A 23417-nucleotide genomic window follows, 5' to 3' on the forward strand; every position below is an offset into this window, starting at 1 on the left:
GTGATCTTTGGACGAGGTGCAACCTTTTCACCATTGATATAAATAAAAAAAAGGTACTTGCTATACCTTGATAGAAGCACCTTAAAAACTATAAATGAGTAAAACTCAGAAATATCTATTCTTCATACAGCAGATAGGGTTTTCGCTGAATTTTAAACATCTCTACATCTTCGCTCCACTTAGCTTTAATCTCATCGGCTGTTTTTCCTGCCTTAATATCCTGGCGTATATAATCAACCCCAACAAGTTTTTCGAAGAATGAGGTGAAGAACTTATCACCAATGTCCAGATTGTTGTATGCGTCAATAACGTAGGTTAGATCGAACCCTTTTTCAATGATCTCCTCATTAGGAATATTGCGTAGGTCAACACCGTAGCACAACTTGTCGAGCAGAGGAGGATTCTTTGCACCGGGTACACTGCGAGGTGTGAAAGTGAAATCGGAACCTTTGTAATCCGGGTGTCCGTAAACCTCGAATGGGAAAGAGGTGCCGCGGCCCAGACTCATAACCGTACCTTCAAAAAGGCAGGTTGAGGGGTAGAGATAAATTGAGTGTATATTAGGCAGGTTTGGAGAAGGAGAGATAGGCAGCTCATATAGTGTGGAATGTGAATAATTGTCCATAGGGATAACGGTTAAGTCGCACTGACGGCCATCAGGCAGCCACTTTTTTCCATTAATCATAACTGCTAATTCTCCAAGGGTCATACCATGTACAACTGGAATAGGAAGCCAGCCAACACCCGATTTATGCTTCATATCAAGTATCGGTCCGTCAACATACATTCCATTTGGATTGGGCCTGTCCAATATAATCATCTTCTTGCCATGCTCTGAGCATGCATCCATCAGACGTGCCATACTTGCATAGTATGTATAAAACCTTAATCCCACATCCTGCAGATCAAAAAGCAGTACATCAAATTTTTGCATATTATCTGCAGAGGGTTTTCCTCCTCCACTTCCGTAGAGTGACCAAATAGGAATACCTGTTTTCTCATCAATAGAGCTTGCTACATGTTCTCCTGCATCTGCAGTACCACGAAAACCATGCTCAGGAGAGAAGATGCCAACTACATTGTGATCCTCTCTGATTAGCATATCAACAAGGTGTTCTTTGCCAACCATACCGGTTTGATTGCTCATAACAGCTACTCGTTTCTCCTTTAATAAAGGGAAATAGAGATCGGTACGTTCTGCACCCATGATAATATTTTCAGGATTACTCTTTGAAATGCTTTGTGCTTCTATCTCTATCTTGTTTTGAGCCTTATTATGAGAACAACAAATAAGTGAAGAGATAAGAACAAATGAAAACAGGAAACGTTGAAAGTTTTGATTATACATTATTCTTCCGTTTTTATGGTTTTATTGTATTTCTGTATTTCATGCAATTTATCAAACTCCTCTTCAAGTTCCAGCAGCTCCTTTTTGATATCATTTAACCTGGCAAGAGCCTCAACCCTTTTGGTCTCATCATCTTTCTTGGTTTTAAGCGACTGTCGCGCACCCTCAAGTGTCATCCCCTTCTCTTTAACCAGATGATAAACAATTTCCACCTGCTGAATATCCTCACGGGTAAATTGCCTGGTACCACCAGCAGTTTTTTTTGGTCTGATATTGTCAAACTCCTTTTCCCAAAAACGGAGCAAAGATACATTCACCGCGAAATGGTCGGCCACCTCCTGAATAGAGTAATATAATCGCTTATCGTTAAATTGTATAGGTTTTTTTCTTTTGCCCATGGTTTATATTCAACTGTAACTGTTAGTCTTGAGCCATTATTATTTGTAAACAATCAAAAATACAGTTTTCTGGAAGAATCAACAAATGTTTTTGATCAACTTAAACAGAAATCCTAAAATCATTTTTTTAATTTCAGTTTTTCTGCTTTTTTGCGATGTATATTACTGAACTCGATTGATTAACGTTTGAAAGAGAAAGTAGAAAACCTATTTTGCCAACTATTATAGCTTTAAAATATTGATATAATTTTCCGCTGCCTCTGTATTTTTCACTTAGAAGTGAGATATAAAAGGCGTCAAGTGGCATTGTTTTTTGTTTTATTATTTTGAACTGATGTTTATTCAGCAGTTTTTCAACTGTAGCTGGTGTGAAATGCCAAAGATGGCGTGGGACATCATAAGCAGCCCAATACTCTTTGTAAATGCCTGCATCATAAGAATTATGATTTGGGAGAGCCAAAATTAAAGTTCCATCCTTACTGAGAATGTTGAATAGTTTGTCAACAACCTCATTCAGGTTTTGCATATGCTCAAGTACATGCCATAGAGTGACAACATCAAACGAATCACTATTGATATTCCATAAAAAGTCTTCTCCTTTTACATCTAAACCAAAGTTATCTATTGCAAAGTTTTTGGCTTTACTATCTTTTTCTATTCCCGAAACTGAATAACCTCTCTCCTTTGCTGCCTTGAGAAAATACCCAGTACCAGAACCAATGTCAAGCAAACGGTTTCCTGTTGAAAATTTCGAAACAAGATTGCCTTTTTTCTTAAGCATGAATTCCCTAAGAAAGTGGTATAGGCGGTTTATAACTCCTTTCTTTGAGTCTGAATGAGAAATATAGTCGGGTGAATCGTAATATCTGCCTATTATATCGTCAGATGGAAAATTGTTTGTAAATCGAAAACCGCAATTGCTGCAATCATAGATAGGAAATATTTCTTTTGTAGAGAAATGATCGACAGCATTAAATGTATTTACTATATCTGAACTGTTGCAAATGGGGCAGTTGTTAATGGTGATATGGGGCATAAAAGTCGATTAGTATTACATGAATGTTTTATCAAAGGTATGAAAATATTTCTCAAGTAAAGCTACTACAGCTTCAGGCATACCCCCACAAATAAGATATCTTTTACAAAGTAAATCTATTACCCTTTTATCTCACTCACTTGGGGATAAGAAGTTTTTGCTGTATTTTTGTACTCTGTTTTGGGTAATTTACTCATATCCCGAAGCTTTATTTAAGTAATAATTGAAAGTTTATGATGACCTCCAAAGAGATTAGACAGTCGTATAAAGATTTTTTTCAGTCGAAAGAACATCGCATTGTGCCTTCTGCACCCATGGTTATTAAAGATGACCCTACACTGATGTTTACAAATGCAGGGATGAACCAGTTTAAAGATGTTATTCTGGGTAATGCGCCAATTAAATATCCACGTGTGGCCGACTCACAGAAGTGTTTGAGGGTGAGTGGTAAGCACAACGATCTTGAGGAGGTGGGTCACGATACTTATCACCACACCATGTTTGAGATGCTTGGCAACTGGTCGTTTGGCGACTATTTTAAGAAAGAGGCTATTGAGTGGGCATGGGAATATTTGACTGAAGTATTAAAGCTTGATAAAGACAGGCTTTATGCTACAGTTTTTGAGGGTGCTCCTGAAGAAAACCTGGAGAGAGATGATGAAGCTGCTTCATATTGGGAAAAATATCTGCCTAAAGAGAGAATCATAAACGGTAATAAGAAAGATAATTTCTGGGAGATGGGTGATACAGGTCCTTGTGGCCCATGTTCAGAGATTCATATTGATATAAGACCTGAATCTGAAAGAGCAAAAGTAGACGGCTTGACTCTGGTTAATAACGATCATCCTCAGGTTGTGGAGATATGGAACCTCGTATTTATGCAGTATAACCGCAAAGCTGATGGTTCACTTGAACAACTTCCTGCAAAGGTTATCGACACAGGTATGGGTTTCGAAAGACTCTGTATGGCTGTGCAGGGTACCCTGTCTAACTATGATACAGATCTGTTTCAGCCAATAATAGGGAAGATTGGTGAAATTAGCGATAAAAAGTATGGTGAAGATGAAAAGGTTGATATTGCTATGCGAGTTATTGCTGATCATGTAAGAACTATTGCATTCTCTATAACTGATGGACAGCTCCCTTCAAATGCTAAAGCGGGTTATGTAATCAGACGTATCCTTCGAAGGGCTGTACGTTACGGATATACATTCCTCAATATGCATGAGTCGTTTATGTACCGACTGATTCCTACTCTAATTGAGGTGATGGGCGATGCTTACCCCGAACTGGAGGCACAGCAGGGACTAATAGAAAAAGTTATGAAAGAGGAGGAGGAGTCGTTCCTTCGAACTCTTGAAACTGGCATCAAGTTGCTTGAGAGAAATCTTCCCGAGAAGGAGGGTGGGGTACTTAGCGGTGAAGTTGCTTTTAAACTTTATGACACTTTTGGTTTCCCGCTCGACTTGACTGAGTTGATTTTGCGTGAACATGGAATGACTGCTGATGTGGCAGGCTTTAATACAGAGATGCAGAAGCAGAAGGACAGAGCACGTAATGCTGCGGCTGTGGAGACGGGCGACTGGACAAAGGTGCATGATGGTGAACCAGAGTTTGTTGGTTATGATGAAACTGAAAGTACTGCTCATGTACTTCGTTACAGAGCAGTTAAGCAGAAGAAATCTGAGTTTTATCAGATTGTATTGTCACGTTCTCCGTTTTATGCCGAGATGGGAGGTCAGGTAGGTGATAGCGGCTGGTTGATTTCAGAAACTGGCGAGAAAATTGAAGTTTTTGATACCAAACGTGAGAATAATCTGGCAGTGCATCTTACAAAAAAACTTCCTCAAAATTTAGAGGGTGTGTTTACTGCAAAAATAGATACAGATAAGAGAACTGCTACTGAGTGTAATCACTCTGCTACCCACCTTATGCATGAGGCTTTAAGAGAGGTCCTGGGGAATCATGTTGAGCAGAAGGGATCATATGTGTCACCTGAAGTATTGAGATTCGACTTCTCTCACTTCCAGAAGATGACTCCTGAAGAGATAAGAGCGGTTGAGGTTAAGGTTACCGAAAAGATAAGAAGCAATTTCCCGATTGAAGAGCATAGACATGTTCCGATTGAAGAGGCTAAAGCTCAGGGTGCTATGGCACTATTCGGTGAAAAGTATGGTGATGATGTACGTACTGTGAGATTTGGAACATCAATAGAGCTATGTGGTGGTACACATATTTCATCAACAGGTAGAATTGGAACATTCCGTATCGTTAGTGAAGGAGCAATTTCAGCTGGTGTTCGTCGTATAGAAGCTGTAACAGCAAAGGTTTGCGAAGACTATCTTTATGCAAAGGAAGATATATTGACAAGTATAAAAAATCTCTTGAACAATGTTCCTGATGTTATGCAGGGAATTAATCGTCTTATTGCTGATAATGAAGAGATGAAAAAAGAGTTGCAAGAGTTTATAAAAGAGAAAACAGAACAGGTTAAACTGAAGGTTATTGAACATAAGACTGTCATAAATGGAGTAGATGTATTTAAAGCAATTCTTCCTGTTGGATCTCCTGATGTGATAAAAGATATTGCATTTCAAATAAAGGGTCAGTTCCCTGAAAATATGATGTTTGTAGGAGCAACAGCAGCAAATGGCAAACCAAATCTTACTGTCATGCTCACTGATGATCTTGTTGCAAAAGGAATGCATGCAGGAAACATTGTCCGTGAAGCTGCAAAGCTGATTCAGGGTGGCGGTGGAGGACAGCCTCACTTTGCAACAGCTGGAGGAAAGAATGCCGAAAGACTTAATGAAGCAATTGAGTCGATAATAAAGCTATTGAAAAGTTAAGCTTTTCATTAGCTGGAAAAAGGATTAGTTGTAAAAAAGGAATTAATATGAGTTGTTTTAGGGGTTCGTTATTAGCTTTTATTGCATTTACATTTTATTGTCTGGCTTCATTCTCCATTGAACCGGCAGATAGGGTAAATCCATTTATAGGAAGTGCAAATTATGGTACAACTAATCCCGGCCCCGTTCTTCCTAACGGAATGATGTCGGTTTCCCCATTCAATGTGATGGGTTCAGAACTAAACAAGTTCGATAAAGATAAGCAATGGTGGTCAACCCCCTATACAAGTGAAAACAAATTCTTCACAGGTTATTCTCATGTAAACCTTAGTGGTGTGGGTTGTCCCGAATTGGGCTCACTGCTTTTAATGGCTACTGCAGGTGATTTGAATGTTAACTATGAGGAGTATGGAAGTGAGTACATCAATGAAGTTGCTTCTCCAGGCTATTATTCAAATCTGCTTACTAAGTACAATATTAAAACTGAGGTTTCTGCAACTACTCGAACCAGCATAGCAAGATTCACATTCCCTGAGGGAGATGCCAATATCCTTCTGAATTTGGGTGAAGGACTTACTAACGAGTCTGGAGCCTGGATGCGTCGTGTAAGTGACACTGAAGTGGAGGGGATGAAGATGTTAGGTACTTTCTGCTATAACCCTGATGCTGTATTTCCTATCTATTTTGTGATGAGAGTTAATAAAGTTCCTGTAACTGCCGGTTACTGGAAGATGCAGCGTGAAATGGGTGTTGAGGCGCAATGGGATTCAACTAGTGGCACCAGAAAACTGTATACCCGCTATAACAGGGATATTGCAGGTGATGATATAGGTGCATATTTTACCTACTCTTTGGAGCAGGGTGAAACTATTGAAGTGCAGATAGGCGTCTCATTTGTAAGTACTGAGAATGCACGCATGAATCTTGATGCAGAACAAAAAGGATTTGATTTTGACTTAGTGAGAAATAGTGCCCATGATGAATGGAACAAGGCGTTGTCAAAGGTAGCTGTTTCAGGTGGTACTGATGAACAGCAAACAGTATTTTATACCGGACTTTATCATGCTCTTATTCACCCAAATATTCTTAATGATGTAAATGGTGAGTATCCTATGATGGAGGGTGATGAAATATTAAGTACAGAGAATGACAGATATACAGTTTTCTCTCTTTGGGATACTTATAGAAACGTTCATCAGCTGCTGACTCTCCTATATCCAGAAATACAACTGGATATGGTGCGTTCTATGATTGATATGTATAAAGAGAGCGACTGGCTACCCAGGTGGGAGCTTTATAGTCGTGAGACACTTACCATGGAGGGCGATCCTGCAATTCCTGTAATTGTGGATAGCTGGATGAAGGGATTGCGTGATTTTGATGTTGAAACTGCTTATGAGGCAATGTACAAATCGGCTACGACACCCGGTAAAGACAACTTCATACGCCCTGATATTGATGACTATCTAAGTAAAGGGTATATTCCATTAAAAGCTGAGTTTGATAATTCAGTATCTCACGCGCTTGAGTATTATATTGCAGATAATGCATTATCGAAATTCGCAAAAGCACTCGGAAAAGATGATGATGCCAGGAGATTTTATAATCAATCTCTCAATTATAAGAGATACTACTCATCTGAATATGGTGCATTCAGACCAATACTGCCAAACGGAGAGTTCCTGGTTCCATTTAATCCTAAGCAGGGAGAGAATTTTGAACCTGTTCCTGGCTTTCATGAAGGTAGTTCATGGAACTATTCATTCATGGTTCCACATGATGTGGATGGGTTAATTAAGATGCATGGTGGAAAGAGGAAGTTTGTAAACAGACTTCAGGAGGTGTTTATTGATGGGCATTACGATCCTACGAATGAACCAAATATAGGTTATCCATTTTTGTTCAGTTATATAAAGGGAGAGGAGTGGCGCACTCAGAAACTGACACAGGAGCTCTTGGCCAAGCATTTCAGGAATTCACCTGATGGACTGCCGGGCAATGATGACACAGGTACTATGTCAACCTGGGCACTGTTCAGTATGATGGGTTTCTATCCTGATGATGCTACTGATCCATCATATACATTTACAACACCTGTTTTTGATAAGGTTATACTGAATCTAGACGATTTTCATTATAATGGTCACACTATTGAAATTGAGACTGTTCGTCCTTCAGCAGATGCTATTTATATCGATAAGATAGAGATTGATGGCAAACCTTTCAGAAATTTCCGCATTAGCCACGATGTACTGATTAAAGCAGATAAAATAACCTTTTATTTAAAAGAGAGATAAAAAGAATTGAATTAAGTTCTAATTGTAGAGGTTTGTGAATAACTGATATAATACTAAATTTTGATAAGTTCTACCAGTCGCTCCCATTTTTGTGCAAATTGCTTTTTGAACCTGTAAGCTTTAAGATCTCTTATTGCTCTTTTCCACCATTTGTGCCAGTATAGTGCAAAATAAAATGTTACCGGCATAGCAATGAAATAGATAAGAGCTAATTTCCAATCCTTTGTTGCATAGCCAACAATTAGCGATTGTAAAAGATCAAATACCGGAATAAATATCAGTCCCGATACATATCTTACCGATGCAATAAACTGATTGTCTTTAAACAAGCTTAACAGTTTCCTTTTTATTAATATTGGAAAGATAGCATTTACAAAACCAAACACCATAATTGGTGAAGTTAATGTAAGTACTGCAAACCGGGAGAAGAGTTTCCCTTTGGTTGAAGGATTCAAAAGATTGTCTTTTGTATTTAGCTGATGCTCTTTAATTATTTTAAATGCTTCACGGAAGTTCTCTATTTTTTTGTCAAATTCAGGCCGGTTATTCTCAAACAGATCATCTAATTTTCTTACAATATATAATGATGCCTGCATAAAATCATCTTTCCTCTCAGCAAACATCTCATTGGCTATTCGATCACCATTCCAGTCTATAGCATTCTTATATTCATCATAGTACTCATCATTCCATATGTTTACAACCATCGATCTAAGTCTCTCATCCAGATCCTGACGCATCTGATTTGTTGCAAGGTTGGGATTTTCAGCATACATCTCTTTGTATTCAGAAACTACAATAGGAGTACCGAATGTTACATAAACATCAGAAAGGAACCCGGATATATCGCGATAATATATTGATACCGGGACTATCTGACTGTTTAATTCAAAATCGACGGATGCCTCGGTTGGCAGTACAATGCGCGGTACAGCTTTCTGAACAGGTAGAAGTGACTGTTTAGGATTATGTCTTGCTTCAGGGAAAAGTGCAATGGGATTGTTTTTCTTAAGAATTCGAGCTGCATTTTTGAAAATATCTCTGTTTTTATCAAGATTATCTTTACCATCACGAATTCTAAAAACCGGTACGATACGCATTCCACGAAGTATCCATGCTATAAACTTCTGCTTGAAAATATCTGCTCTTGCAAGAAATACGACCTGTTTAGTGTGATACCCTGCATAAACTATTAATAGAGCATCAATTAATGCATTTCTATGATTAGGCGCAAAAATTATCGGTCTTTTTCTCGAAACATTCTCTTTTCGTCCGGTAAAAACCATCTTTCTGAAGTTTAACCTCAGAGCTGATTTTACAGGTATTTTAGCTATAAAGTATCGAAAGTCGTAGTTATAAAGCATAAGTTTTATACAATAGAATATGATTATGGTGAAATCAATATTTTAGAGTTATACTTAAAATTAACTTGCTATAGGTGTCTCATTTCCCTTTTTTTTTCTCCAGTAAGATGCAAGAATAAGTCCCGCAACTATATGCCATATTCCCCACCACGCTGCTACCATGGCCATGCCACCTAAATTTAGTTCAGGAGGGAATATTCTTGGATTGAATATAAGTGCTAATCCAAGACCTGAGTTCTGTATCCCTGTTTCTATTGAAATTGTTCTGCAATCTCTTTCATTCACCTTTAGAAGCCTTGGCAGTGAGTAACCTGAAAAGAAAGCCAAGCCATTGTGAACTAATACCAGCAAGAAAATAAGATGAATATATTTTAAGAATATACTGAAGTTGCCTGCAAGAGCTGCAACAATAAAGCCTATAAAGAAAATAACAGAAGCAGTCTGTATTGGTTTATCCATCCGTTTGGAAAATTTAGGAAATTTCATTCCAACAAACATTCCTAATATAACGGGCACTCCCAGTATTAAAAATACAGTACGGAACATCTCAATTGGATCAATTGTAATTGGAACCAGAAGTGGCGAGTGCTTTGCATATAACCCTCCCCAAAAAGCAAAATTAAAGGGAGTCATGATCAGACTCATAATAGTAGTGATAGTAGTAAGGCTCACCGATAATGTGATATTTGCCTTTGATATTGAAGAGATTAAATTGGATACATTTCCACCTGGACATGATGAGACCAATATCATACCCAATGCAACCGGTGTTGAGGGGCGGATTATTAAAACTAACAGATAAGTTAATGCGGGTAAAATAACATACTGAGAAACAGCTCCTAATACCACAGGTTTAGGGTTAAGAAAAACTGATCTAAAGTGCCCAGGTCTTATACTTAGTGCAACTCCAAACATGATGAATGCAATAGCAAGATTCATCATATTCACACTCTCCTGATTAAAATTCAGCTTAACATAATCTAGCTGATTCATATCCCCGAACAGGGAAAGTAGTGGTGATATCTCCATCTGACCTCTTGATTTTAAGGCGCAAAGTTACAAAAATATATTATTTAACCCATTCTTTATAATCAGTAACCTGTTACATATATGATAAACCAACAGATATTATTTATTGATATTGACTATATTTGTAAAAAATGAAAATATGAGTACTCCGTTAGCTGAACGACTTAGGCCACAGAGTTTAGATGAATTTATCGGGCAAGAACACTTGGTAGGGAAGGGTGCTGTATTGCGTAGAATGATTGAATCGGGAAGAATACCTTCAATAATTTTCTGGGGACCACCAGGTGTTGGTAAAACTACACTTGCAAATATAATTGCAAATGCAATCAAGGCTCCTTTCTATAAATTAAGTGCAATCAACTCAGGAGTGAAAGATGTGAGAGAGGTTATTGAGAAGGCTAAGAGTACCCGATTCTTTGATTCTGCGGCACCAATTCTATTCATTGATGAGATTCATCGATTCAGTAAATCACAGCAGGATTCACTTCTAAATGCCGTAGAAACGGGTACAGTAACACTTATTGGTGCTACTACAGAAAATCCTTCATTCGAAGTTATCAGACCTCTTCTTTCACGTTGTCAAGTATATGTGCTCAAATCTATGGAGAAAAAAGATCTTCAGGTTTTACTAAACAGAGCACTTACAGAGGATTTGATTCTGAAGGAGAGGAAAATAAAAGTTGAAGAGACTGATGCTTTATTTCGCTTCTCAGGGGGTGATGCACGCAAGTTGATGAATATCTTGGAACTTACAGTAGCCACTGATAAGGAAGATAAGGAGATTGTAATTACAGACTATCTGGTAACAGAGCGTCTGCAGGAGAATCCCGCAGCTTATGACAAAGGGGGAGAGATGCATTATGATATCATCTCAGCTTTCATTAAATCGATCAGAGGGAGTGACCCAGATGCCGCAATATATTGGCTTGCGAGGATGGTTGCAGGAGGGGAAGATCCAAAGTTCATAGCAAGACGGCTGGTTATCTCTGCCGCTGAAGATATTGGTCTGGCCAATCCCAATGCACTTCTTCTAGCAAATGCATGCTTTGATACGCTGCAGAAAATAGGCTGGCCTGAAGGACGCATTGTGCTTGCTGAGACCACTATCTATCTTGCCACGTCACCCAAAAGCAATTCTGCATATCTGGCAATTGATAATGCTATTTCCAAGGTTGAACAGACCGGTAATCTACCTGTACCGCTTCACCTTCGCAATGCACCAACCTCTCTGATGAAGGAGCTTGATTACGGCAAAGACTATAAATACTCACACGATTATGAGAATAATTTTGTAAAACAGGACTATCTGCCTAAAGAGTTGAAGAACAGCAGATTTTGGGAACCGCAATCTTCTCCTGCCGAGAAAAAGCTGAGTGACTGGATGAAAAAGCTGTGGGGTGATTAATACCATGCCATTCCCCTGTCGTATGGCGAACTTCTTTGTTCATACTTCAGATCCTGCAACATTGATGAGTTGGCACGGATAGTGAAGTTGTAGGATTTATAAGGCCCTATAGGAATGAAGCTTGCCGACATAGTCCAGCAGTGTAGATTACGTGTTAGTGTACAGTTTACATTAGTGAACTTTTTTAAATCGAAATTATAGTCGGTATTAAATGTGAGATTCCAGTTTTTTGTTGGCTGTATTGAGCCACTCAAACCAAAATTATGGGTTAGCGCACCTTTATACTCCTTCTTGTCAATATCAAAATCTCCGTAACCATACCTTAATGAATAATTGAAAGAGAGGTTCCAGTTTACGGAGTTCTTCAGATAACCATCTTCATCAAACTCTCCCAAAGAACTGTCACTATTATCAAACATATTAGTCCTACCAGGAGTTTCATACGGGTTTTCACCAATTGTACCATCATCCGGCAGTTGATTTTCATTAGGATTACTTTCATCATCTCCACTATCTGAATCATCCCTGTTGAACAGTTTCTTGAATGTATCCTGATTAAGTGAGTAAGAAAATGAGGTACCGGTACTTCTGAGTTTTCCAAAACCTTTACCATTCAGAATTCTAAGCTTGTCAACTCTAACAGGTCGGTTGTTTTGGTCAACCTCATATGTGTATGGATCCCAGATCATATTCAGGCTGAGTGTATACGATTTGGAAAGTTTCAGACGCAAGTTTGTGTTGATATCACTCCATTTCATGGAGTCGGCCATCATATTATAGTTAAAATTTATACCCAGATCGTCTATCAAACTTATTTTCCTTACCCCGGTGGAGTCTCTGTCAGATCTGATTTTCATTTCAACATTATTCTTGAAGTCGAAGCCGATGCTTCCGCTCTTTCCGCTGGAGGCGGTACCAAACATCATTTTAGAATATGGAGAATATGTATACTCAACATCTTCTCCAAACTCATTTTTAAAAGTATAAGTCTCATAAAACCCATATCTGGGATCACCAAAGTCGGGACGATAATTAAAACTAATTGCAGGAGAAAATACATGTCTGATCGCCTGAATCTTGTCTCCAAATATCTTCCATGGAGTGTACATACCATAAAGTTTAGTCTGTGCACTTAGTGAAGTACTATAGTCATACACACGATTAAACCCATGGATTGTATCTACATCCACATGCCTTCTTGCAATTGGATCCCAAGCCTGTTTATATTGGCCTGAATACCACCTCTCAGAGTAATTAAAAGATGGGGAAACCTGAATAAAATCAAACAGAGTAAATGTTGCACTGATTGGTATATTGTGACGCATGCCATTAGTCCAGTCACGCACTAAATTTGATTTTAAAAACCTATCCTCTTTAGTGGTAATTGAATTTCGGAACTCACCAGTATAGCTCATTGATATCTTCTCGAACCACTTTTCACTCCCAACAGCATTTTTTCTCTTGAAGGGATAGATGCGACTCATATTGATGGATATGTTAGGCATTGTGGCAGCTATTGTAGAGTCACGCGATACCTGGTTGATATTCATTGTTGCAGATAGGCTCCAGGGGGAATCAGGAAAACGCTGGGTGAGATTAACACTTGAGCTTTTAGTGTTATTTGAAGCTTCACGTGAGTAGAGACGACTCAAATCGTGGTGATTGTTACGACTGGTAGAGAAGTTTACGCTTGCTGACAGTGTTCTGTACATGTTTGCCTTAGGATCCTGCGAGTGTGTCCAGTTTATTCGTAAATCTTTAGCCACTGAGTACGCCTCCGGTACAACTTCTTTAAGTTCTTTTTCACCTGTAACAGTATTCAGGTAGTAAACATTTACATTGCCTGAGTATTTATATCTTTTGCGGTAGTTTGACCTGGTTCCTAAACCCCATGAACCTTTAGTGTATATCTCACCTGTTATTGCAAGGTCCACATAATCGCTTAAAGCCAGATAATACCCGCCATTCTGAAGATAGAAACCTCTTGTCATCTCATCTCCATAACTCGGCATTATAATTCCTGATGAATATGTAGAGGTGAATGGGAAGAAAGCAAAAGGCAATACAACCGGAAACAGGGGCACATCTGCTACTACAAGCCAGGCGGGACCTGTCACAACATCTTTTTCAGGCCTTACTTTTGCTTTTGACAGATTCAGATAGAAATGAGGGTGATCATGATTGTCGCAGGTGGTATATTTGGCGTTTCTCATATAGAATGAGTTGTCAGCATTTTTCTTTGCCTCATTTGCAACAATATGACCTTCTCCTTGTTGAGTTATGACGTTGTGAATAAATGCTTTCCTGGTCTCAAAATTATAGCGGACACCTTTCATCTCATACTCTGTGCCACCCTCTGTAAAAACAGGAAAACCAAATTCGACACCTAGTGAGTCAACTCCAAAAGTGGATGAAATAATACTACTATCGAGATCCATTGTGATTTTTTCCCCGGTTATAGCCATTTCCCCATATTTAATATCTGCCTTACCATAAAGAAATCCCATATTATCATTTGTAAATACCATGGAATCCTGTGCAGTATAATAAACAGGAGCATCGAGTGTCTGTTTTCCGGCCAAAGCAAGAGAGTCTTCTCTGGCAACTGCCGCATCCTGAGCTAATTGAGTAGAGTCATCAACTATTGCAGACGGTAATTGCAAACTATCACCGGATAATTCTATTGTTTCAGATAAATCTTCTATACTGTCTGTAGATATAACAGTAGTGTTTAACTCTTCTGTAATTGAGTCGGTTACAATTGGTTCAGGTATTTTTACTTGTGCTATTTTAACCGTTGTGTCGGGCAAAATTTCTGGTATAGCAATCTCAGCAATGCTTGAATTTCTAACCGAAGAGCATTGATAAAAAATTGCCAAGATTAAAACAACAAGTATGGATCGGATGGGTTGTTTCACTTAAATACCATTCATTTATGAATTAACTCGCAACAAAAATAGTAAAAAGAAACTTAAGTCAGGTTTATTAGCGCCTTTTTAAAAATATTGAAGTTATTTTGGATTGAAAATGAATGTTTTTGTTTCTTTGTGAACTTCTCAAGATCTTCAGGAATTACAATTTCTGAATCAATGCATCTCTCTACCGAATCCTTAAATTTTGCAGGATGTGCTGTTGCGAGAAAGATACCCTTTTCCCCCGGCTCCTTGCCTTCAGTCAATGCCCTGTAAGCACATGCTGAATGTGGATCAAGCAGATAACCGCTCCTTTTATACAAACTGCTTATTGTATTTTCAATCTGACTGTCATTATAGCTGAATCCTTTAATCTCACGACTTATTTTCTCATGAGATCCACCATACAAATCAAGGATTCTTTCGAAATTACTTGGAGCTCCTACATCCATAGCATTTGCAATGGTTTGCACAGATGGTCTCGGCTTATACTCCCCTGTATTCAGGAATTCAAAGAACACATCATTAAGGTTATTTGCTGCAATAAATCGTTTAACAGGCAGTCCCATCTGTTTTGCAAACAGCCCCGCAGTCAGGTTTCCCAAGTTTCCACTGGGTACAGAAAAGACAGTTTCTGCAGAATCAAAAATTTTAGCTAATTGAGCAAATGCATAAAAGTAATAAAAAGATTGTGGTAGAAAACGTGCAACATTAATCGAGTTTGCAGATGTAAGATTAAACTGAATATTCAGTTCTTCGTCCATAAAAGCCGATTTTACCAATGCTTGACAGTCATCAAATGTTCCATCAATTTCAAGGGCAACAATGTTCTGACCAAGAGTAGTAAATTGTGCTTCCTGCATTTCACTCACCTTGCCCGATGGGTATAGTACAAATACCTGAATACCTTCAACTCCCAGAAAACCATTAGCTACAGCACTACCGGTATCACCTGAGGTTGCAACCAACACTTTTACATCATCCTGTTTACGCTCATTTACAAAAAAAGATAGCATACGAGCCATAAATCGTGCACCTACATCCTTAAATGCGAAAGTAGGTCCATGAAACAGCTCCAGTACATAAATATCTTTTTCAATCTCTTTAAGAGGAATTTCAAAATTCAGTGAATTTGCAACTATCTGGTTTAAGCTATCCTTATCAATGTCGTCACCAAAAAATGCATAAGCAACTATTGCTGCTATCTCCTGCAGATTCTTTCCCGATATCTCTTTGAAGAATGTGTCAGGCAGCTGAGGTATCTGCTCGGGCATATATAAACCTCTATCAGGGGCTAATCCATATACTACAGCCTCCTGCAGACTAGCTTTAATATCCCTGTTTTTAGTACTATAGTATAACATAGTTTGATTATTCAGTAATCATAAATTAATATTAAATATAGTTTTCATGAACTGGTCGCCATACAATAAACCATAACTCCCATCTTTAGCAGCAAGCTCATCATATGTTTGTACCCTATCAGGTTGTACATCTCTGTGCCAAATGAGAAAAGGAACGGCTTCACGTGTATGTGTGCGTATTGCACATGGGGTGGGGTGATCTGGTAAAATAGCTATTGTTACAGGCTCTTCCCAGTTTTTGATTTCCTCATAAATTGGTTTAACAATACGTGAATCCAGATACTCTATTGTTTTTACTTTCAGTGCTACATCACCCTCATGGCCTGCCTCATCGCTGGCCTCAATATGAAGATAAACAAAATCATTCTGTTTTAAAGCTTCGAGAGCGGCAGCTGCTTTACCCTCGTAATTAGTGTCGTACAAACCGGTTGCCCCCTCCACCATTATTACTTCCAGTCCGGCATAAACACCAATCCCACGTATAAGATCAACCGCCGAAATAACAGCTCCTCTTTTTATTGGGAACATTTCTGTCAACCTCTTCATCTTAGGACGATAGCCTGGCGACCATGGCCATATTGAGTTGGCAGGATCTTTTCCTTCAGCAACTCTTTTTAAGTTAATTGGATGATCAGATAATACTTCTCTTGATGCATAAATAAGTTTATTTAATGCTTCTGCAGTATATTCAGCACCAGTTTCACCCGGTTTAATGAGGTAAGGTCGATATGGCTTTTCAGGTATATCATGAGGAGGTGTGCAAATAATGTTTTTATTACCTCCTTTGATTTTCAGAACATGCCTGTATGAAACACCTGGGTGAAAACTAAACCGGTCATTACCAATCTTCTCATTAAGGGTATGTATAAGCTCTGTTGCTTCAGCTGTAGATATATGTCCCGCAGAATGATTTTTCAGCAATTCCCCATCAATGCATACCAGATTACATCTCATTGCTAATTCGTCCGATAAAATATCCACTCCCATACTAGCCGCTTCGAGTACCCCGCGCCCCTCATATACAGAGGGTATATCATAGCCTAAAACAGAGAGATTTGCAATCTCACTTCCTGGAGAAAAGCCATCAGGCACTGTATCAAGCAAGCCGTTTTTCCCTTTAGAGGCAAGATTATCCATGTATGGAGTCTGAGCTGCCTGCAGTGGTGTTTTATTACCAAGTTCAGCAATCGGCTCGTCAGACATTCCGTCTCCAAGAATTATTATGTATTTCATATAAACAGATATGAATTGATTTATCGAATATTTGCAATCGATATTATATCAGAGAAGACACCGGCTGCCGTAACACTTGCTCCGGCACCATAACCTTTAATAACCATTGGGTATTCATTGTACCTTTCAGTAGTAATCATTATAATATTATTACTTCCTTCCAGGTCATAAAATGGGTGACCACTCTCGACTTCACGCAATCCCACCTCGCAGGCTCCATTATCATAAGAGGCAACAAACCGTAGCTTCTTACCCTGTTTATCAAGCTCTTTACGACGTAATTCAAAAGTTTCATCCAGTTCAGGAACAGTTTTCCAGAACTCTTCAAGTGTACCCTTAAAATAGTTCTCAGGTACAAACAATCTTTTCTTAACATCAGACTGATTAATCTTTGCACCTGCCTCACGTGAAAGAATTACCAGTTTACGAATAACGTCGAGTCCGCTTAAATCAATACGGGGATCAGGTTCTGCAAACTGAGCATCAACTGCCATTCTAACAGCTTTGCTAAAAGGGATCTCTTCGCTGAAGGTGTTGAATATAAAGTTGAGAGTGCCTGAAAGTACAGCTTCCAGTTTTACTATCCTGTCCCCTGAATTTATCAGAGAATTCATAGTGTTGATTATAGGTAAACCTGCTCCCACATTTGTTTCAAAAAGGAACTTGACACCCGCTTTGCGTGATGTCTCCTTCAGATAACTATAGTTTTGATAATCCGATGATGCTGCTATTTTATTGGCTGTCACCACAGATATGTTCCTGGACATCAACTCACCATAAAGTTCGGCAATAGCCGGGCTGGCAGTACAATCAACAAATACTGAATTGAATATATTCATTTTAAGAATCTCATCACGAATATAATCAGGTGAACTCTTAGCGCCTTTATCCATTAATGTTTCGTAATAATTCTCCAAAGGTATTCCTCCCCTGTTAAAGAGAGCTTTTCGACCGTTTGCTATTCCAACAATATTTATTCTTAATTTGTTCTGTTCTTTAAGTGTAGATTGTTGCTTACGTATCTGTTCCAGTAGCTTGCCACCAACAGTTCCTGTACCTACTACAAATAGGTTAAGTTCCTGATATGGAGACAGGAAAAATGAGTCATGGACAACATTCAGAGACTTTCTAAGATCGGACTTCGAAATAACACATGAAATATTTGTTTCTCCTGCTCCCTGGGCAAGTGCAACTATACTAATCCCGTTTCTTCCTAAAGCACCAAAGAATTTACCGGCAATACCGGGTACATGCTTCATGTTCTGACCAACAATTGCTATTGTTGCCAGATCATACTCTACGATAATCTCATTGATACTGCCCATAGATATCTCGTAAGCAAACTCTTTGTTCAGTACTTTCTGAGACAGTGCTGCATCCTGTGATCTTACACCTATAGAGGTGCTGTTTTCTGATGAAGCCTGAGAAACGATGAACACACTTATGCCATTATCAGCCAAAGCAGAAAAGATACGCTTATTGACACCTATAACACCAACCATGCCAAGTCCCTGAATAGTAATCAGCGCAGTATCATTTATAGATGAGATGCCTTTGATTATTTTTCCATTTTTAGTAGGCTTAATATCTCTAATTAATGTGCCTTTCTCTTCCGGGTGGAAAGTGTTTCTTACATAGATCGGAATATTCTTATGATAAACAGGGAAAATTGTAGGGGGATAAATAACTTTTGCCCCAAAGTTTGATAGTTCTATTGCCTCGATAAACGAAAGTTCATCAATTACATATGCAGAATTAATAATTTTTGGATCAGCTGTCATGAAACCATTCACATCAGTCCATATTTCAAGCATAGTTGCATCCATAGCTGCAGCAATCATTGCAGCAGTATAATCTGAACCACCTCTGCCAAGATTAGTTATATCATCATCGTCAATACTTGATGAAATAAATCCTGGAACAACAGCTATTCTGGGAGGAGGCATCTCAGAAAAAGTTTTCCGGATCAGTTCATTGGAGCGACTTAAATCTGGGATGTGATTTTTAAACTGTCTGTTGGTTTTAATAAACTTAGTTGAATCATACAGTTGCGATCCCTCGATAAGTCTGTTTAGAATTAGCGATGACAAACGCTCTCCGTAGCTCACTATCTTGTCTGATGTCTTCTGTGATAGGTCTCCAATCAGAAATACTCCTCTCAGAATATTCTGCAATTCATCAAACAGCTGTTCTGTTTTTTCTATAAGTGGATTTTTGTCTTTTTCAGAGAAGTTTAAATTCTCTATAACAGTACGGTGTCTTTCAATTAATTCGTCTAGCAGTGTTTTATAACCTGAATTGCCATTTAGCGCAAAATCTGCAGCAAGCAACAATCTGTCTGTTACACCGTCAAGTGCCGAAACTACTACTATAACCGGCTCTTCCTCATTTATAATTATACTTTTAACTTGTTGTAAACTTTCGGGACTTCCTACCGATGTCCCACCGAACTTCATAACTTTCATCTGTATAAGACTTTTTCCGTTTGTTTAACGGCATTAGTTGATAAAAAAAAGTTGATTTTTGGATGCTATAACCGAACGGTTAGCAAAAAAAGCAGTGACTGCTTACGGATGTAAAAAATTATATAACCCCCCAAGGGGTCATAGTCATTGTAGAAGTGAAATATGTTGAATACATTTTATGCATTTCAAACATTTTGATGTAGATTTGATGCAAAGTTAGACGAATAATTGATAAAATGAAATAAATAACAACTTTTCCTATATTATTTTCTTATATACTTGAGCATATTAAACTAAAATGCCAAAAACTTAAACTGTTTTATTATATTTGCCAACTTATGAAGAAACTACTTATTTTAACTGCATTCTTATCGATATCAGTGGCTATGTTTTCGCAGGGTGTCACCTATTTTGATAATCCTGTTAATCGTGGTGATTTTGCTGATCCCACTATAATAAAGGTTGGAGACACTTTTTATGTAACAGCAACATCATCGGAGTGGGCACCCCACTTTCCGTTATTCACCTCCACTGATCTGATAAACTGGGAACAGGTTGGTCATATCCTGAATGAGAAACCTCAGTGGACATCTCACTCCTTCTGGGCTCCTGAGCTTTATTATATGAATAACAAAATGTTCTGTTATTATACAGCACGAAGGAAGTCAGACAATGTTTCTTACATAGGTGTCGCCACATCTGGAGGAACCTCATTGGATTTTGAAGACCATGGTCCTATTATTGAATATGGAACAGAAGCCATAGACCCTTTTGTCTATAATGATAATGGCAATTTGTACATTACCTGGAAAGCATATGGACTTGACAACCGGCCAATCGAACTTCTTGGCAGCCGGTTATCAGAGGATGGACTTAAACTTGAAGGTGAGATATTCTCTCTTTTAAAAGATGAGGGAATAGGACTAGAAGGTCAATATCATTTCAAACATGGTGAATTCTATTATATAATTTATTCTGCAAAAAGCTGTTGTGGTCCCGGAAGCGATTATGATGTAAGGGTAGCCAGATCAACCAGCTTCTTCGGTCCTTATGAGAAATACTCAGATAACCCAATACTTTACGGTGATGGAACTGACTATATTTCTTGTGGACATGGTACGGTAGTTGAGACAGACGATGGACGATTATTCTATTATAGTCACGGCTATCAGTCGGGAGACAACTTTTTTCTCGGAAGGCAGCACATCCTGCATGAGTTGCAAATAACAGAAGATGGATGGCTAAAGTTCAAAACAGGTAGAGTTGCAGTCAACCGTCATCAAGTACCCTTTGCCGGAACAATACAAAAGGGAGTTTCAGATTTCAGGGATGATTTCAATTCAAAGGAGCTAAATGTTAGCTGGACATGGAATTTTCCTTATTCAGACATAAATACTGAAATTAAAAATGGCAGACTGATACTTTCAGGCAATATGACAGAAGGGAATGAGAATGGTACAGCTCTCTGTTTAAGGCCACAAACTATCCGCTACAACTACATCACTAAGGTGAGTAATGTTAATGATAGCTTTAAAGGACTCACAATGTATGGTGATGATAAGAATATGGTTGCAATAGGTATAAAGAACAACAATATAGAGGTTAGATCTGTAAGTGATGGTAAAAGTTCAACCCATTACAGTAAAAGTATAGATATAGCAGAACCACATTTAAAAATAGAGGTTGAAAGAGGTCGCTTACTCCGATTCTATTATAGTTTAAATGGGGAGAACTGGATTACTGCAACTGATTCTGTTTTCGATGCCTCGCATCTTGTCAGGTGGGACAGAGTGGCAAGACCCGGTTTGATTCATATAGGAGATGGAAATAATCCTGCAGAGTACGACTATTTTGAATTGAATAATCTATAGAACTTAAGTTGTAAATAAAGTAAGTTTTCAAATAAAAATCAAAAAAATGAATTTTAAATCATTAAGGTCAGCCTGTACACTAATTGCAATTACAGGTATGTTGCTTTTAGCCTTTAGCTCATGTGACTGGAAGAGGCCTAAGAAGGAGTTTATTACATTTCAGGAGATGCAAGACCCAACGAACGATACGTTGTCAGATTGGTCAAATGTTAAAGCTGGCCTTCACTCATCATTTATATCTATTGATGTGAGAGCTCCTAAATCAGTTGCACCTGAGGTGGAGATTAAAAAGAGTGAGAAAGTAACCGGATGGAAAGGTGAGAAGGTATCTGCTCAGATGATTCTGTGGACAACTGCCGATGTTGATCAGGTGGAGCTTGAGTTTGACGACTTTATCTCAGAGTCAGCTACTTTGCCAGCCTCAATTGCTCAGGCAAGGTTTGTGAGGTATGTAATGACAGATGAATTTGCCGAAGGGTGCGGACATCGTAAACCTGAAGATTATGCGGCATCTATTTCAGCAGACATGTTGGATAACCTCGATAATTTTAATATTGAGGCCAAAACGGTAAGACCGGTATGGCTGACTATCGATATCCCTTCTGATGCAGTTGCAGGTAACTACAAAGGTAAGCTAAACCTGTATGCTGAAAGGAAATTTGTTGAGGATTTTGAGATAGAGGTAGAGGTTGTAAATCAGTTGTTGCCAGAACCATCGGAATGGGTTTATCATCTCGACTTGTGGCAACATCCATCTGCTGTGGCAAGGGTGCATAATCTTGAGTTGTGGAGTGATGCGCATTTCGAGAAAATGAGACCTATAATGAAGATGTTAGCAGATGCCGGACAGAAGGTTATCACGGCAACACTTAATAAGGATCCATGGAATCATCAGTCATTCGATGCTTATGCTGATATGATTATTTGGACTAAAAACGAAGACCAGAGCTGGAGTTTCGACTATACGATATTCGATAAATGGGTGGAGTTAATGATGGATCTTGGTGTAACTGATATGATAAACTGTTACTCATTACTTACGTGGAACAACCAGGTTCATTATAATGATATGGAGAAAAAGGAGTTGGTTACACTTGAGCTGAAAGCTCAGTCGGATGAGTATGCTGAGTTTTGGACTGTATTCCTGAAGGACTTCACCCGTCATCTTAAAGCAAAGGGTTGGCTCGAAATCACTAATATAGCAATGGACGAACGTTCTCCTGCAGATATGCAGGCTGCACTAAAAGTGTTGGAGACTGCAGCGCCCGAACTTGGTATTTCGCTTGCTGATAACCACAAAAGCTATAAGCAATACCCCGGTATAAAAGATATCAGTGTTGGAGCCAATAGTGTAGTGGACAAAGAGGATATCATTACACGCAGAGCAGAGGGACTTAATACCACATGGTATGTTTGCTGTGCTGACCCATTCGCAAATATGTTCACATTCTCAGAACCTGCCGAAGCTGTTTATGCAGGATGGCATACAGTTGCAGCAGATCTTGATGGAATGCTCAGATGGGCCTACAACTCGTGGGTAGAGAATCCACTAACCGACTCGCGCTATAAAACCTGGCCGGCAGGCGATACATATATGGTGTATCCAGATGCTCGCAGCTCTATTCGTTTCGAGCGACTGATCGAAGGTATTCAGGATGCCGAAAAGATAAGGATTCTTCGCAAACAGTATAGCGATGAAAATACATCTGAATCACTTGCTAAATTGAATGAGCTTGAAGAGGCAATAAAATATTTCTACACTCTGGAACCATCAGATGACTGGAACGATAAGCTCAATGAGGCTAAGAAGCTACTGAACAGGTAGTTCTTTAGTTGGGAATAGATG

Annotated in this window: 14 protein-coding genes; 5 read left to right on the forward strand and 9 right to left on the reverse strand. The window is 38.7% G+C overall.

Annotated elements, in window-relative coordinates; genetic code table 11:
* Positions 1 to 115: 115 nt before the first annotated feature.
* The 3 genes from BN1354_RS10490 to BN1354_RS10500 form a co-directional block, all read right to left on the reverse strand.
* Entirely contained in the window at positions 116 to 1348 is a 1233-nt protein-coding gene (locus tag BN1354_RS10490) for an exo-beta-N-acetylmuramidase NamZ family protein (RefSeq protein WP_082331579.1), read from the reverse strand.
* A complete protein-coding gene (locus BN1354_RS10495; RefSeq protein WP_053827072.1) occupies positions 1348 to 1746 on the reverse strand; it encodes a MerR family transcriptional regulator in 399 nt (132 codons plus the stop codon). Before BN1354_RS10495 ends, BN1354_RS10490 begins: the two co-directional genes overlap by 1 nt.
* A gap of 133 nt (positions 1747 to 1879) precedes the next feature.
* On the reverse strand, positions 1880 to 2782 hold the full coding sequence (locus BN1354_RS10500) for a class I SAM-dependent methyltransferase (protein ID WP_053827073.1): 903 nt from the start codon (positions 2780 to 2782) through the stop codon (positions 1880 to 1882).
* A 233-nt stretch (positions 2783 to 3015) separates the two neighbouring features.
* Between BN1354_RS10500 and alaS the strand changes: the two genes are divergently transcribed.
* Positions 3016 to 5631, forward strand: a complete 2616-nt coding sequence (alaS, locus tag BN1354_RS10505; RefSeq protein WP_053827074.1) for an alanine--tRNA ligase — start codon at positions 3016 to 3018, stop codon at positions 5629 to 5631.
* Positions 5632 to 5678: 47 nt separating this feature from the next.
* Complete coding sequence (locus BN1354_RS10510; protein ID WP_053827075.1) at positions 5679 to 7928, forward strand: GH92 family glycosyl hydrolase; 2250 nt, start codon at positions 5679 to 5681, stop codon at positions 7926 to 7928.
* Between the two features lie 53 nt (positions 7929 to 7981).
* On the opposite strand, the gene BN1354_RS10515 is transcribed toward BN1354_RS10510, so the two are convergent.
* Both BN1354_RS10515 and BN1354_RS10520 read right to left on the reverse strand, forming a co-directional pair.
* Positions 7982 to 9292 carry a 1-acyl-sn-glycerol-3-phosphate acyltransferase gene (locus BN1354_RS10515; RefSeq protein ID WP_053827076.1) on the reverse strand — a complete coding sequence of 437 codons (1311 nt, stop codon included), beginning with the start codon at positions 9290 to 9292 and terminating at the stop codon, positions 7982 to 7984.
* A gap of 60 nt (positions 9293 to 9352) precedes the next feature.
* Positions 9353 to 10321: a bile acid:sodium symporter family protein gene (locus tag BN1354_RS10520; RefSeq protein WP_053827077.1), complete on the reverse strand. Its 969-nt coding sequence runs from the start codon at positions 10319 to 10321 to the stop codon at positions 9353 to 9355.
* Positions 10322 to 10460: 139 nt separating this feature from the next.
* Between BN1354_RS10520 and BN1354_RS10525 the strand changes: the two genes are divergently transcribed.
* On the forward strand, positions 10461 to 11726 hold the full coding sequence (locus BN1354_RS10525) for a replication-associated recombination protein A (RefSeq protein WP_053827078.1): 1266 nt from the start codon (positions 10461 to 10463) through the stop codon (positions 11724 to 11726).
* Here the strand turns inward: BN1354_RS10525 and BN1354_RS10530 are convergent.
* The 4 genes from BN1354_RS10530 to thrA form a co-directional block, all read right to left on the reverse strand.
* Entirely contained in the window at positions 11723 to 14605 is a 2883-nt protein-coding gene (locus BN1354_RS10530) for a putative LPS assembly protein LptD (RefSeq protein WP_231623107.1), read from the reverse strand. The genes BN1354_RS10525 and BN1354_RS10530 overlap by 4 nt on opposite strands.
* A 92-nt stretch (positions 14606 to 14697) precedes the next feature.
* Positions 14698 to 16002 (reverse strand): threonine synthase, encoded by a 1305-nt coding sequence (gene thrC / locus BN1354_RS10535; RefSeq protein ID WP_045090538.1) that lies wholly within the window; start codon positions 16000 to 16002, stop codon positions 14698 to 14700.
* Positions 16003 to 16020: 18 nt separating this feature from the next.
* Positions 16021 to 17235: a cofactor-independent phosphoglycerate mutase gene (locus tag BN1354_RS10540; protein ID WP_045090537.1), complete on the reverse strand. Its 1215-nt coding sequence runs from the start codon at positions 17233 to 17235 to the stop codon at positions 16021 to 16023.
* Between the two features lie 20 nt (positions 17236 to 17255).
* Entirely contained in the window at positions 17256 to 19700 is a 2445-nt protein-coding gene (gene thrA, locus BN1354_RS10545; RefSeq protein ID WP_045090536.1) for a bifunctional aspartate kinase/homoserine dehydrogenase I, read from the reverse strand.
* A gap of 338 nt (positions 19701 to 20038) precedes the next feature.
* Here thrA and BN1354_RS10550 point away from each other — a divergent pair, with 338 nt between their 5' ends.
* Both BN1354_RS10550 and BN1354_RS10555 read left to right on the forward strand, forming a co-directional pair.
* Positions 20039 to 21571 (forward strand): family 43 glycosylhydrolase, encoded by a 1533-nt coding sequence (locus tag BN1354_RS10550; RefSeq protein WP_053827080.1) that lies wholly within the window; start codon positions 20039 to 20041, stop codon positions 21569 to 21571.
* A gap of 46 nt (positions 21572 to 21617) precedes the next feature.
* Complete coding sequence (locus BN1354_RS10555) at positions 21618 to 23396, forward strand: DUF4091 domain-containing protein (protein WP_231623108.1); 1779 nt, start codon at positions 21618 to 21620, stop codon at positions 23394 to 23396.
* Positions 23397 to 23417 lie beyond the last annotated feature (21 nt).

Source organism: Lascolabacillus massiliensis, assembly GCF_001282625.1.
Taxonomy (GTDB): Bacteria; Bacteroidota; Bacteroidia; order Bacteroidales; family Dysgonomonadaceae; genus Proteiniphilum; species Proteiniphilum massiliensis.

What these genes read in the sequence shown, in the direction of transcription:
- BN1354_RS10490 (WP_082331579.1), bottom strand. Translation starts at nt 1,348, where the DNA reads ATGTATAATCAAAACTTTCAACGTTTCCTGTTTTCATTTGTTCTTATC.
- BN1354_RS10495 (WP_053827072.1), bottom strand. Translation starts at nt 1,746, where the DNA reads ATGGGCAAAAGAAAAAAACCTATACAATTTAACGATAAGCGATTATAT.
- BN1354_RS10500 (WP_053827073.1), bottom strand. Translation starts at nt 2,782, where the DNA reads ATGCCCCATATCACCATTAACAACTGCCCCATTTGCAACAGTTCAGAT.
- alaS (WP_053827074.1), top strand. Translation starts at nt 3,016, where the DNA reads ATGATGACCTCCAAAGAGATTAGACAGTCGTATAAAGATTTTTTTCAG.
- BN1354_RS10510 (WP_053827075.1), top strand. Translation starts at nt 5,679, where the DNA reads ATGAGTTGTTTTAGGGGTTCGTTATTAGCTTTTATTGCATTTACATTT.
- BN1354_RS10515 (WP_053827076.1), bottom strand. Translation starts at nt 9,292, where the DNA reads ATGCTTTATAACTACGACTTTCGATACTTTATAGCTAAAATACCTGTA.
- BN1354_RS10520 (WP_053827077.1), bottom strand. Translation starts at nt 10,321, where the DNA reads ATGGAGATATCACCACTACTTTCCCTGTTCGGGGATATGAATCAGCTA.
- BN1354_RS10525 (WP_053827078.1), top strand. Translation starts at nt 10,461, where the DNA reads ATGAGTACTCCGTTAGCTGAACGACTTAGGCCACAGAGTTTAGATGAA.
- thrC (WP_045090538.1), bottom strand. Translation starts at nt 16,002, where the DNA reads ATGTTATACTATAGTACTAAAAACAGGGATATTAAAGCTAGTCTGCAG.
- BN1354_RS10540 (WP_045090537.1), bottom strand. Translation starts at nt 17,235, where the DNA reads ATGAAATACATAATAATTCTTGGAGACGGAATGTCTGACGAGCCGATT.
- thrA (WP_045090536.1), bottom strand. Translation starts at nt 19,700, where the DNA reads ATGAAAGTTATGAAGTTCGGTGGGACATCGGTAGGAAGTCCCGAAAGT.
- BN1354_RS10550 (WP_053827080.1), top strand. Translation starts at nt 20,039, where the DNA reads ATGAAGAAACTACTTATTTTAACTGCATTCTTATCGATATCAGTGGCT.
- BN1354_RS10555 (WP_231623108.1), top strand. Translation starts at nt 21,618, where the DNA reads ATGAATTTTAAATCATTAAGGTCAGCCTGTACACTAATTGCAATTACA.